Genomic DNA, 13,124 nt, shown 5'->3' on the forward strand with positions numbered 1-13,124 from the left:
AAGTAGTAAATGAATTTAGTTATAATGAAAGTAAATTTCATTAAAAATATTTTTCCTATTAAATTAATGTTTCAATATGCAATTTTCTCTATTGCAAAGTCAACCTCGCCTCATATATTATTTTAAATAATCATATGATAGGGAGGCGTATAAATGATCGTTAAACGTTTATTAATGATATGTTGTATCGTCATCTTGTTCATCCCTTTCTCTTTCATTCCCCCTCACTTTACTTATGCTGAAGTAAATACTACCTACAAAAAACATGAATTACGTGCTGTATGGATTGCATCTGTTCTGAATATTGATTGGCCCTCAAAAACTGGCTTACCCATTGAAAAACAGAAACAAGAATTTATAAGGTTATTAGACGATGTAAAAAGCACTGGTATGAATGCAGTTGTTGTACAAATTAAACCAACCGCTGATGCTTTCTATCCTTCAAATTACGGTCCTTGGTCTGAATACATTACAGGAACACAAGGAAAAGATCCTGGTTATGACCCGCTCGCATTTATGATTGAAGAAACTCATAAAAGAAATATAGAATTCCACGCTTGGATTAACCCATACCGAATAACGATGAATCACACCGATATAAATCGATTATCAAATAATCACCCTGCAAGGCAACATCCCGATTGGGTTGTCACTTATGGCGGAAAGTTATATTACAATCCCGGTATTCCGGAAGTGAAAAAATTTATAACAGAAGGCGCTTTAGAAATCGTACAAAATTACGATATTGATGCGCTGCATATGGATGATTATTTTTACCCATATAAAGTAGCCGGTGAAGAATTTCCAGATCAGAAAACATACGAAACATATAATAATGGTAGATTTACAAATATAGAAGATTGGCGACGTAATAATGTAAATGAACTTGTAAAAGATTTAAATACTGCTATAAAACAAGAAAAATCATATGTAAAGTTTGGCATTAGTCCGTTCGGCGTATGGAGAAATATAGCTGACGATCCCACTGGCTCTAACACAACCGCAGGCCAAAGAAACTATGATGACCTTTATGCTGACACACGTGAGTGGATACAAAAAGGATATATTGACTACATTACACCGCAAATATATTGGAATATAGGTTTCACCCCAGCTGCATATGACATATTAGTAGATTGGTGGGTTAAAGAAACAAATAACAAACCGATTCACCTATACATTGGTCAAGCGGCCTATAAAATTAATAATAACTCCGTCCCTGCTTGGTCTGATCCAGAAGAATATCCAAGACAAATTGCATTAAACCGGCTATATCCTGAAATAAAAGGTAGTATGCATTTTAGCTTAAAAGATATTAATAACAATCCACTTGGAGTTAAAGATAGACTCTCAAAAGACATATATAAACATCCTGCATTAATCCCGCCTATGCCTTGGATTGATCATGATCCACCAAAACAACCGACTTTAAAAGGCGCCATTCCAAGAGATGAAGGTATTGCAATCGGTATCATTGACAATAGAGATAATGATTCTGCTTATTACGCTATTTACCGCGTGAATGGGAAAAATGAAGGGGATATACAAAATCCCAAAAATTTACTTACTACTGTAAGAAAAACAAAACCTGGAGAAATTTATGTAGATAAAACCGCTATTTCCGGAGAAACGTATACCTATGTCGTAACTGCAGTTGATCGATTGCATAATGAAAGTGTGGCTTCTAGTAAATCTACTATTCAAGCAAAATAAAAGTAAGAGCCCCCATTTTTTTGAATGCGGGCTCTTACTTTTATTTTCGTAGTTCACTATATTGAATATGAATTCTATTCTCAGGGTTTTTATCTACTGTGTAAAGTACAAATAAGAAGAACCATTCTAGTGGCTTCATTAAAATATAAACAAAATCAGCCGACCATTTCGTATTAATATGTTTACTAATCGGATAACCGTATTTATCATAAAAATTACGAATAACTTTATGACATTTTGGTACCCGCTCCTCAATTACATTTTCAAAAGCGTTCGCAATTAATAACTGTCGATTAACTGTAATTCTTTCCCCATGCCTAATTCCTGCTCGTAATGGCTTAACGATGTTTTTATGGCCTTTCACAGAAACTGTACATAAATAATGCCCATCCCCGGAGACAATTTGAGGACTTGGGGCAGGAATCTTAGAATAATTAAAACTACTTGTTTCCATAAACACTCTTATAAAACTATCTGGTTTTTGGCCAAACAGTATTAAAATAAATTGAACAATTAACAAGACAGGAAATAAACTTATCATCCAGACTGTAGCCATTTTTTGATATCCAAAAGAAATACGATACAGCAATAATATAATTCTGTTGCTCTGCGTATAATCTTTCTCATTCTGAGATTGTATGAAATAACCTAATGTATTTCTTAATTTAGCTAAGAATAATAGACTAAAGGCAAGCATTCCAACTTGAATACAAAAGACTGGAATGTATCTCAATCCTCCTAATTCCGTATAAAAGGCAAAGCCTGTATGGGTAATATAGATGAATGTATATACAATGTTTACTATCATTAAAGTACTATAAAAAATATAAAATATTGGTGAAAGTTTTATTAAGCCTGTTGTTAATTTCCAATACGAAACTCCACCTAAAATAACTAAGAGAACTACTATCGTAATGTGGTCATGGGCTAAAGAAGCATATTGATCAGACATCATTCCGTTCTTTTCAAATTTATGTAATGGTATTCCTGCTCTTACATCATTTGCATTCCACATAATACCTAAACCAAAGATAAAATAACTCAAACCCAGTGATAATATTTCCTGTGGCTCGAACTTTAGTATACTTGAGGAATTCTCCTCCTTCGATTGGAAACTATCCCAAGCTTTACTAATAGGGTAGCCAAGAAATATAAATAGAATTACAAATAGTATAACTAACTCAAATAGCACAATATCATACCCCTTTTATAATAATTGTTTACACAAAGTATAAAAAAACACTCTATATTTTACCATTTATTAACGTTTGTATATATAATTTCACAAAAGATTGCACTCTCTAAATTCACAAAAAAAAACGCCTAAAAGCTGAAACATTCAACTTTTTAGGCGATCACTTCTATTTATTCTTAAACTTCTCAGTCGCTGCTCTCATCTTCACATTTAAATCGTGATCAATTGAGTCGCGAATATCTCGCTCTACTACTTCCATTTCTTTTTTGAAATTTTCCAAGTAGATCTTCAGTTCTTCTTCCTTCTCTGGTCTTTGTGAAGGTGGTAATTGTACTACCAACGATAACATGGCCGTTAAATCTTTCATTAAGAATGTTTCAAGTTTATGTTGTTGTTCAAACATGCGTTGCTCTTGATAGTACGGAAGTGCATTTAATACTGAAATTGTAATATCATCAACCGTTCTTTGTAATGAAGGATTTATTGAGCGTTTATACGCTTGAATTGTATTTAATGCGTCTGGATAACGGTCATAAAAATACAATTTGTAAAATGATAAGTCTGTCGGTTTTACAGTTTGCTGCGCTTCTTGTCTTAAGAAATCTTTCACTTTCATCGCAGCCACATCAATATCTTCATTCGTAAGCTTTTTCGTAGTTTTTGCCATTACATGCACTTTTTTCTGCTTTTCTTTCGGTAACATCGAGAAGACTTGCTCTCTCGTACGTTGACCTGATGCACAAAATAGAGTATTTAATGTATTTTGTTCTTTCTTTCCTTCGATGCGAATCCAGCGATAAAACAGTGGATGTTGTGTAAATTCTTGTAGAAACGGTATTGATTTGTTTGATATCTTATCTAAAGAATCTTGCGCTCTTTTATATGGCTTCGTCCATGAAAAATACAGTTTCCGCCCGAAGTATACGACTAAAACAACGACAGTAAATGCTATTAAAAGCAATGTACCGAGTAGTAATAGTACTGTTTGAATGAAACTCATTTGTTCACCTCCTCTAATAATCCGTTATTTCCTTGGACGCTGAATGAGTTTCTGCTTCATCTCATCATTAAATGTGTCTAGTTCAATAACGAACTTCTTGCTTGACTCAATAATACGTTCTGACGATTTTTCAGATGCTTCAATTGCAGCGAACACATTTTGGAATGATTCACGTAATTTATCCATGCTAATAGCAGGGTTTTCAAGCAATTTCGTCGTTTCTTCTGTATTTTGTTTTAACGCTTGAGAATTACTTAATACCATCGATTCAATTGCTTCATTCGTCGCATTTACGGCATCAATTGTTTTCCGTTGATTCGTTAATGCAAGCTGAATAGCAGCTGAAACTGTTACAACGTTTTGTGTCATCGTAATCGCATTACGTATCGCCTCTGTTAATTTTTCATTATTTTTCTTAATGATGTCTACAGAAGCTATAGATTGTAATAATACACTTTTCGCTTGCTGCATATTACGTGTACGTACAAGTATCTTTTCTAATGCATCGTTAATTAACGGAATATCCCTTTGACGCTCTGGGTTTTGTTTCTCAGCTTCAAGCATGCCAGCAAGCTTTTTCCCTAAGTATACTTGTTTATCAAGAGCATGAATTTTATCGTGCGATTGTTCTTTTAACATTTCAAGACCAACTGTATCCTCTTGTAAGTTATCACGACCAATTAGAAGGGATCTAATAATTTCCTCAATTTGCTTATCTATAGATTGATATTTATGCACGTATGTTTCAAGTGGATTTTTCTTAAATACTTTAAACATAATTTTCTTCATACCACTTGCTTTTAATGAATTCGGATCAAGCTCTGATACTACTTTGCGTAATTCTAACAATGTATTTGGAATTTCTTCATTCTTTCCATTCATCATCGCTGTGACAGGACGTTTTAAAGCTGATAACGTTTGTCCTGCTGCTTGTTGCTCTTTATCCCCTAAATCTCCTAGCTGAGACAATACTTTTGATAAATCTGTATTTTTCTCGCTATTTAACTTTTGTACATAAAGATCAGCTTCTTTATTTAGTTCCTCTAATTCTGCATCTTTTATAACTGTATCAACTACTACTTCTACATTATTATCTTTCACAATGGATACAGGTTCTTTTTTCTCGAGTTCAGTCAACAAAATCGCTCCTTTATATATATGTGCGAATTTATATGCACTATATTTCATCTAATATATTGTATTTCATTTGCAAACAGCCTATATGAAATCAATTTTCAAGAAATACCTGCTTATGCAGTCATTCCCTGTTTCTTACTATAAGTATACCTGTAAACAACATAATTTTCCTCAGACTTAAGACCTAGAGGCCGACATGCTGAAGGCGGATTCTTCGTATGTTACGTATATAAATTACGTCCTTCCCATACTACTGCACGCAATCTTTTGACATACACCCTTTTTCAATGTGATAATTATATTACACTCAATCCTATTTCTTCTTACGCGCTACAAATGCACCCTTTTGAAATGCCAATAATACTGTTTCAAACATTTCATCTTCTTCAATCATTTTTATAAACTCAACTAATTCACTCGCATGAGAAGTAGCATTATCGACAACAAGAAGACCTTGTGGTTGTAAAATGCGTTTTATATGTTCAAGCCACCACATGTATTGCGTACGCTCTGAATCTAGGAAAATAAAATCAAATGAATCATCTAGTTGTGAATCTAAAAATGCCCCTGCTTCTTGATTGTGAACATCAATCCTTTGTAAAAGGTTTGCCTTTTCAAAATTGACAAGTGCCTCTCCAACTCGTTCTGAAGAAAGCTCTACAGTTGTTACATTTCCATTTGTTTCTTCTACCGCATTAGCCAACCACAATGTAGAATAACCATTAGAAGTTCCAATTTCTAAGATATTTTTTGCATTACACCCTTTTACTAAAATTGATAAAAATTGCCCCATCTCACGAGAAACATTCCGTAATTTTTCTTCCCGTATTTTTTTATTCCGATCATGCTCTTCTCCATATTGTTCAAGTTGAAGTAATAATGAATCTAACGTATCCATTCTTTTCATCGCCTTTCCAAGCAATATGATGAAAAAGCTCTTGCTGCCCGTCTACTTTTATTATATGCGAAACGAAATCCTTTTTCCCGTTATATGACAAAGATTTATAATTTTTTATAGCATATTGTTTCGTTTTTTGGTAAAGTTAATTTCTACGTGCAATTATTCCATTCATATTATTTCATATTAAAATTGCAGTTATTAAATTATATAAACCCCATTTAAATGAATCGGTATTTCAAATTCAATTAAGCGCCCTTTTCGGACGCATTTTCTTTGTTTATATATTTCCAGAAGAAAGGATGCTTACAAATGAACGTGATTAGCTTAGATGCTGCTCGAAAACGAAAGCAGCATAAAAAATTAATGATTACTATACCGATTATTACACGTATTTATGAAGAAGACGGGGAAATTAAATTTGAGGTAGCTGGCGAAAAAGATGTACCTCTTGAAATGTTAGAAAAATAATAAAAAAACGCATTTCTAAAGAAATGCGCTTTTTTATATTTTTACATTTAAATGCATAAGTTTTTCAGGATTAACCATCATATAAATATTTGAAATTTTCTCATCATCAAATGCAAACGAAAGAACATATGTTACTTTATTATTTATCGTAACTATAACTCCTGGTATACCATTAACCATTTTGAAATCAACAGTGTACTCTTCTGTCAATCGTTGTGCAATCCCAAAGAACAAACGTATAATTCGATCTGCAGAATAAATCGGATTGATCGCAGTTGTAACTTTACCGCCACCATCAGCTTTGAATATAGCATCTATTTTTAATACTTCCAACATACCTTCCATATCCCCACACTGTAATGATGCTACAAACTTTTCAACATAAGAAGCCATTTTCTCCGTGCTTAATTTTGATTGCTTCGGTTTCTCCAACATGCTTTTTCGTGCACGTTGAAAGATTTTTCTACAGTTCACACTACTCTTATCAACAATTGAAGCTATTTCTTCGTATTCATAACTGAAAACCTCTCTTAATATGAAAACAATCCTTTCTACCTCAGATAGTTGTTGTAAAAGTAATAAATATGCGGTGGAAAGGGATTCTTTCATTATAAATGACTTTGATGGCTCATCACTCTCGTCTACAAGTGGCTCTGGTAACCACATCCCTACATACACGTTACGTTTATGCGCTGCCGATCGTAATTTATCAATTGAACGATTTGTCGCCATCTTACATAAATATGCTTTCATATTTTCTATAGATTGAGGATCTTCTATATTATTTAGCGAGATAAATACATCCTGAACGATATCCTCAGCATCCATAACACTCCCAAGGATTCTGTATGCTAACGAAAATAATAATGGTTGATACGCTTCATATAACTGCTCCGTTTCCATGATGAACTGCCTCACTTTCATATTGCTTTAAAATGTGTAACGCTGCTCGTTTCCCGCTTGCTACCGCAGCATCAGCTAATATTTCATCATGCCCTGCCCAATCTCCTGCAACATAAACACCTGGCATTTCAGGTATATTAGGACCCGGCTTTTCAACACGGTCAATATGAGGAAAATCATGTACTACTGTTATTTTCGGTAAATATTGCTGTGCAACAACTTCTCTTTTCCAATTTGGATGTAACAACTCCATCGTACTTTCCAACTGTTCTTTATCTTCATGAATATGATTCATTTCTAGCACAGGATTATGGTACTTAATTAGACTCACTGCAATTGATCCATCTTCACTTAATTTAGCTGCTCTCGATTGATTTGTGAAAAATATAGGTTGATCTAATCCTAATACAAATTGATGTGTAGGATTGGGTAATTGTCTCAAGCCAATATCTAATGCAGCAACAGTAACCGGTACCGATTGTTCATTCCATCTATGCAAACTTGTTCCTTCTGCACCTTTTATTATTTTACAAGCCTCTTTTGGCGGAGTCGTCACGATGACTGTATCTACTGCAAAAACCTCATCATCAACACAATGTACTCTTTGTTTATCTTCATAATGCTCTATTTCCAAAACATGCTTTTTAGCCAAAAATTTTACCCCGACATCATTCGCTAAATCTCTTAATTTTGTTATTATCGTCTCCCAACCACCATCTACATAAAGCACTCCTTCTTTTATAGAAAGCTGTATTTGCTTTAGTACAGATGATGCTAATTGTATTGTAGGAGCAAACGTATATGTTGTTGTCCGGCATAGCGCATAAAATATATTACGAACCATTGGATCTTTTATTTCATTTTCTGCCCATGTAGTTAGACTCATTTTCGGAACTTCTCCTACATCTAAATTTCCTAAACGAATCATAAGACGTGAGAATTGTACTTTTGCAGACCACGAAAGTAGTGGTGTTGATAAAATTGAGCGAAAATCTGTTGGGATGGTGAATATATCCCCTTTCCATATTCCATGTGCTTTTGTAGATGGTATTCCACCTGGAAGATTCAAACCGAGCTCATTAAAAGTTATAAACGCTGCCCCGCCTCTATATAAAGCATGTGCACCAAGATTCATGCAGATTCCATTTTTATTTATAGTCATCCCTCGGCCACCGAATTGACTGGATTTTTCTAATACAATCACTTTCTTTCCAGCTTTCGCTAAATATATAGATGCTGTTAATCCAGCAAGCCCACCGCCAACAATTGCTACATCAAATGTATTCATAATAAAATCCCTCCTTATCGTTCTACATACAAGACGAACGATTAAGGAGGGATGTGACATGAAAATAAATTTTTATTACCCTACTTTATTTCATTACTTTTTAATTCGGTCATATTGCATACGAAATAACTCAATTGCAAATGGAATATCCTCTTCACTCTTTATATAATAACTGATCCATCCTGATTCAGGTAATACGTGATGTGGTTTTACCAATCCTTGCTTCACTAATTCATCTCGCTTTAACTTCGGAAATGGTAAATCAGCTAATTTATCACCATGAAGATGGCCAAGTTCTTTCTTACCATAATTTATTTCAATACCACCAAATCGATGCGGTTTTTCAGAAACACCCGCCCAGCTGAGTACTTCATTTCTAATCATTTCACTAAATGACATGAACATTCACTCCTTATAAATGATTGATGTACTTTTAAATTAACATTTTCATTACTTTTTTCCATCAATCCAAAGTATGAATGGGAATACGAATATAGTTTAATCTTTATACTTTATTCTTTATGGAATAAGTGAATTTATTAAGCTACCGACAACAGCACAAAACAAAGACTAGACACATATCCTAATTTTGTAACCTAACTTACCTATAGAAAGGCGGGTAATACAATTGACTGCCAACATCGACTATACCTCCCCCTCAACCAATTTTACTTATGATGTAAATAAAAGTAATTTTTTTCGGAAAGATGCCCAAAATTATATAAATGTACTTGGTATTAAACAATTAAACACTTTAGAAAATACTTCTTTATTAGATATTTATTTAAGTACAGGAAATGTTGTAGAACCACATATTCATCAAAATGCAGCTGAACTTGTTTATTGTATTTCAGGGTCTGCTGTTGTTTCTTTACTTAATCCATTTACGAATCAAATATTAAACTTACCGATAAAACCGGGGCAAGTTGCCAACATTCCACAAGCGTGGTGGCATTATGAAATTGCTACAGCTGATAATACTCATTTATTAGCTATTTTCAATGCCCCAGCGCCAGAAGTTATTTTCGGTTCTGATATTTTAAGATTAACTCCGGCTCATATGATGGCCCATACTTACTGCCTCAATGAACAACAATGGAAACAAGCGGTTTCTCCTATTCAATCAACTACTGTTATTGGCCCTCCGGCAAACTGCAATCAAAACCGTGGAATGAAAAATTACCCAACCCATCCCCTCCCTCAACAACATAATCCGTATCCCCAAGATTCTTATTACTTTCCTCTTTACTGGGGCTATTAATTTGTAAATTTTTAAAAGAATCATCATTTATCTCCTAGGAAAATACCGAGGAGATTTTTTTATTGTATGTTCTCTTCCTATTAATAATAGTAACAATTGATAGTGTACATACATATAATATTTATATATTAAATTGGAGGTGATAGTACTATGAGTAATTATAACTATCGAAAAAACTACTCTTATAATAAAAATAGTAGCTCTTCAGCATCCTCTCAATCTTCCAATTCTCAATCTTCCAATTCCCAATCGCAAAGAGACTTAGCCGAGCAAGGCTATGTAAAGAAAAAAGGATGTAACTGCAATAAAAATAAATAGTTTATTTTATGGATGAATTCTTTTTTTTAAGAATTCATCTTTTTTTCTGATCGAAAATTTTTAAAGTTACATAACTTATTCCTTAAATGAGAAAGGGTAAATTATACTTTTTTATACGAACTTAACAAAGAGTAATTGTTCAATTGATTTATTACTTATTTTCCAAAAAAATATAGTCCTTCCTAAATTTATTAGGAAGGACTATATACAAACCCCTGTTTAATTTCCTACTAAACATTGTAACAAATTAAACGATATTAATACCTGCACTTACAAATCCAGCAACTGCAGCTATTGGACTTGCTGCTGTTAATGAAACATACAGTAGTATTTTATCTCCAGCCGCTACTGGAATAGCTTCAGCAATGATTCCTGATGCTGTAGAACCAATCGCTATTGCGGCAAATGCTGGTGTTAATAAAAGAGGTGCGCCTTGTACTGTAAACGTATTGCTTGCTGCAGGTGCAGTTAATATTTGTATTTGCACTTGAACAGGTGATAATGGAGCTAAAGCAGCTGTTGCACTAAAGAAACCAGCTAATGACGTAATAACCCCTGCGCGTGGTGCTACAAATGCATAATCACCTACACCTAATGCTAATGTGATACTTGTTCCACCAGTTAAAGCTACACCAGGCTGACTAAATCCAAATCCAAGAAGAGTTCCTGTATTAGCTATTAACGCGTTAACTAACGCAGATGGTGTTGTACCTGAAGCAAATGGAATAATAGCTCCGCCACCAGTTGCTCCTGTTGCACCAGTTAAGCCTGTTGCACCAGTTAAACCTGTTGCTCCCGTTGGACCTGTTGCTCCTGTTGGACCTGTTGCTCCTGTTGCTCCTGTTGCTCCTGTTGCTCCTGTTGCTCCTGTTAGGCCTGTTGCTCCTGTTACTCCTGATGGACCTGTTGATCCTGTTGCTCCTGTTGGGCCTGTTGCTCCTGTTGGACCTGTCGCTCCCGTTGGACCTGTTGCTCCTGTTGCACCAGTTGCTCCTGTTACTCCTGCTCCTGTTGGACCTGTTGCACCAGTTGCTCCTGTTGATCCTGTTGCTCCTGTTGCTCCGCCTCCTGGACCTGTTGGACCTGTTGGACCTGTTGGGCCGCCTCCTGGAGTAGCACCAATTAATTGAGTTAATAAGTTTAATAAAAGTTGTAAGCTTGCAGGGTCAATAATTAAAGAGAAGAAGAATGGTGCAAGAGCACTGTAGAATTGTTGTAATAAAGAAAGTAATTGGCTTAGATTTGGGTTAGGAGATTGTAGTAAATTAATAATACTTTGAATTAATTGTTTTAAGAAATTCCCTTCTGGAGAAGGTGCTAATTCATTTAGTAAGTTCAATAGTTGAGTAAACAAATTGAGTAAAGCTAATCTGTTTGCATCACTTGGATTTGCAAAAAACGCTGCAATAGCCGAAATTAAAGAGTTTAGTAAAGTAATTAATCTACCTAATTGCTCACTAGTAATTGGAACTGTTTGTGGATTGTTACAGCAATCTGGAGTGAAAACAATCGGATTATTGCAGTGGTTATGACCGAAACAATTATTACTTGTCATTTATGTCCTCCTTACTTGTTTTATATTTGAGTTTTTCCTATTATAAGGATCATAAAGTTGTAAAAGAGTATGTGTTATATATTGACTTAAAATAGGAAACATGAAATATAATTAAACTTGCAAACGCTATTTAATTATGTTCATGACTCACATATTAATTATATGTTTTTAATAATTGACTGCTTAGATTAAATACCTAAACTTAAGAGTTTATTTTATTTTTCCACGTTTATCTCTTAGGTTTAAATACACATATTAATTTGAATATACTCAACAATTAACAGTGCCATTTTTTTCATATAAATATACCTTATTTCTTTACTAAGATTGTGTTCTCTTTTTTAAACATGAAGCCGTTTGTATTATAGAGAACTCTCATATACTATATTGAAAAATTCATTTTATATTTTATTCCAATACACTATGAAAAGGATTGAAGTTAAAATTCCTATCATTCAACCATTTATAACAGCTAGAAATTGAATGTACCTTCACTTAACTTTAACTATTCAAATATAAAACAAAAAGGACAGATTCCTTTTCATTAAGGAACTGTCCTTTTAATTAATAATGATAAATTGTAATATAATTGAAGATCCTTGCGATGGTGGTTGCGTATCCAATAAAGTTAATTTACCAGCACTCACTTCATATAATGGTTGTGGTTGCAGTATTCCGTTAACAAACAAATTAATATAAGAAACTTCACTAGGAGACAAAATATTCGTTGTACCATATTGAGGTATCCCGTCAGCATCTGTATATATAAGTTTCTCTCCATCTGCAAAAGTGTAATATAACAAATTGGTTGTGGTTATAGGACCAATGCCCCCAGTAGGACCTGTTGCTCCTGTTGCTCCCGTTATCCCTATTGATCCGGTTTCTCCAGTTGGTCCCATTTCTCCGGTTGCTCCTGTTATTCCAGTCGGCCCCGTTTCTCCGATCGACCCCGTTATTCCGGTTGCTCCTGTTATTCCGGTCGGTCCCGTTTCCCCGGTTGCTCCTGTTATTCCGGTCGGTCCCGTTATTCCGGTTGCTCCTGTTATTCCGGTCGGTCCCGTTTCTCCGATCGACCCCGTTATTCCGGTTGCTCCTGTTATTCCGGTCGGCCCCGTTATTCCAGTTGCTCCTGTTATTCCGGTCGGCCCCGTTATTCCGGTTGCTCCTGTTATTCCGGTCGGTCCCGTTTCTCCGATCGACCCCGTTATTCCGGTTGCTCCTGTTATTCCGGTTGCTCCTGTTATTCCGGTCGGCCCCGTTTCTCCGGTTGCTCCTGTTATTCCGGTCGGCCCCGTTTCTCCGGTTAGTCCTGTTATTCCGGTCGGCCCCATTTCTCCGGTTAGTCCTGTTATTCCGGTCGGTCCTGTTACTCCGATCGGCCCCGT

The 13,124-nt window shown here is 35.0% G+C and carries 12 protein-coding genes; 3 read left to right on the forward strand and 9 right to left on the reverse strand.

What is annotated here, in order from left to right; genetic code table 11:
• The first annotated feature begins 153 nt into the window (after positions 1–153).
• Positions 154–1,713 (forward strand): glycoside hydrolase family 10-like protein, encoded by a 1,560-nt coding sequence (locus MRP26_RS17415; RefSeq protein ID WP_242806475.1) that lies wholly within the window; start codon positions 154–156, stop codon positions 1,711–1,713.
• Between the two features lie 40 nt (positions 1,714–1,753).
• Here MRP26_RS17415 and MRP26_RS17420 read toward each other — a convergent pair whose 3' ends face one another.
• From MRP26_RS17420 to MRP26_RS17435, 4 genes are all read right to left on the reverse strand, one after another.
• Positions 1,754–2,905, reverse strand: a complete 1,152-nt coding sequence (locus tag MRP26_RS17420; RefSeq protein ID WP_029442296.1) for a DUF6688 domain-containing protein — start codon at positions 2,903–2,905, stop codon at positions 1,754–1,756.
• Between the two features lie 169 nt (positions 2,906–3,074).
• On the reverse strand, positions 3,075–3,908 hold the full coding sequence (locus MRP26_RS17425) for a DUF3974 domain-containing protein (protein ID WP_069355595.1): 834 nt from the start codon (positions 3,906–3,908) through the stop codon (positions 3,075–3,077).
• A 24-nt stretch (positions 3,909–3,932) separates the two neighbouring features.
• Positions 3,933–5,045: a toxic anion resistance protein gene (locus MRP26_RS17430; RefSeq protein ID WP_141544978.1), complete on the reverse strand. Its 1,113-nt coding sequence runs from the start codon at positions 5,043–5,045 to the stop codon at positions 3,933–3,935.
• Positions 5,046–5,358: 313 nt separating this feature from the next.
• The gene (locus tag MRP26_RS17435; RefSeq protein ID WP_098679868.1) at positions 5,359–5,952 is read right to left on the reverse strand and encodes an O-methyltransferase; all 594 of its coding nucleotides are present in this window, start codon (positions 5,950–5,952) and stop codon (positions 5,359–5,361) included.
• 303 nt (positions 5,953–6,255) lie between these two features.
• Between MRP26_RS17435 and MRP26_RS17440 the strand changes: the two genes are divergently transcribed.
• Positions 6,256–6,414 carry a hypothetical protein gene (locus MRP26_RS17440; protein WP_001100984.1) on the forward strand — a complete coding sequence of 53 codons (159 nt, stop codon included), beginning with the start codon at positions 6,256–6,258 and terminating at the stop codon, positions 6,412–6,414.
• 33 nt (positions 6,415–6,447) lie between these two features.
• Here MRP26_RS17440 and MRP26_RS17445 read toward each other — a convergent pair whose 3' ends face one another.
• The 3 genes from MRP26_RS17445 to MRP26_RS17455 all read right to left on the reverse strand — a co-directional run bounded on the left by MRP26_RS17445 (position 6,448) and on the right by MRP26_RS17455 (position 9,004).
• Positions 6,448–7,317 (reverse strand): sigma-70 family RNA polymerase sigma factor, encoded by an 870-nt coding sequence (locus MRP26_RS17445; protein WP_242806477.1) that lies wholly within the window; start codon positions 7,315–7,317, stop codon positions 6,448–6,450.
• Positions 7,295–8,605 (reverse strand): phytoene desaturase family protein, encoded by a 1,311-nt coding sequence (locus MRP26_RS17450; protein WP_098679865.1) that lies wholly within the window; start codon positions 8,603–8,605, stop codon positions 7,295–7,297. Before MRP26_RS17450 ends, MRP26_RS17445 begins: the two co-directional genes overlap by 23 nt.
• 93 nt (positions 8,606–8,698) lie before the next feature.
• Positions 8,699–9,004, reverse strand: a complete 306-nt coding sequence (locus tag MRP26_RS17455; protein WP_000010317.1) for a luciferase domain-containing protein — start codon at positions 9,002–9,004, stop codon at positions 8,699–8,701.
• Between the two features lie 229 nt (positions 9,005–9,233).
• On the opposite strand from MRP26_RS17455, the gene MRP26_RS17460 reads away from it, so the two are divergent.
• Complete coding sequence (locus MRP26_RS17460; protein ID WP_088024096.1) at positions 9,234–9,866, forward strand: cupin domain-containing protein; 633 nt, start codon at positions 9,234–9,236, stop codon at positions 9,864–9,866.
• A gap of 565 nt (positions 9,867–10,431) precedes the next feature.
• Here MRP26_RS17460 and MRP26_RS17465 read toward each other — a convergent pair.
• Positions 10,432–11,739, reverse strand: a complete 1,308-nt coding sequence (locus MRP26_RS17465) for an exosporium glycoprotein BclB-related protein (protein ID WP_242806479.1) — start codon at positions 11,737–11,739, stop codon at positions 10,432–10,434.
• A gap of 560 nt (positions 11,740–12,299) precedes the next feature.
• Positions 12,300–13,124: DUF4183 domain-containing protein (locus MRP26_RS17470; RefSeq protein ID WP_242806481.1), on the reverse strand; the 825-nt coding region annotated here is incomplete at its 5' end.

Source organism: Bacillus sp. CCB-MMP212 (assembly GCF_022748145.1).
Classification (GTDB): domain Bacteria; phylum Bacillota; class Bacilli; order Bacillales; family Bacillaceae_G; genus Bacillus_A; species Bacillus_A cereus.

Coding starts and splice junctions, on each gene's coding strand:
- MRP26_RS17415 (WP_242806475.1), top strand. CDS start 154: ATGATCGTTAAACGTTTATTAATGATATGTTGTATCGTCATCTTGTTC.
- MRP26_RS17425 (WP_069355595.1), bottom strand. CDS start 3,908: ATGAGTTTCATTCAAACAGTACTATTACTACTCGGTACATTGCTTTTA.
- MRP26_RS17435 (WP_098679868.1), bottom strand. CDS start 5,952: ATGAAAAGAATGGATACGTTAGATTCATTATTACTTCAACTTGAACAA.
- MRP26_RS17440 (WP_001100984.1), top strand. CDS start 6,256: ATGAACGTGATTAGCTTAGATGCTGCTCGAAAACGAAAGCAGCATAAA.
- MRP26_RS17445 (WP_242806477.1), bottom strand. CDS start 7,317: ATGGAAACGGAGCAGTTATATGAAGCGTATCAACCATTATTATTTTCG.
- MRP26_RS17450 (WP_098679865.1), bottom strand. CDS start 8,605: ATGAATACATTTGATGTAGCAATTGTTGGCGGTGGGCTTGCTGGATTA.
- MRP26_RS17455 (WP_000010317.1), bottom strand. CDS start 9,004: ATGTCATTTAGTGAAATGATTAGAAATGAAGTACTCAGCTGGGCGGGT.
- MRP26_RS17465 (WP_242806479.1), bottom strand. CDS start 11,739: ATGACAAGTAATAATTGTTTCGGTCATAACCACTGCAATAATCCGATT.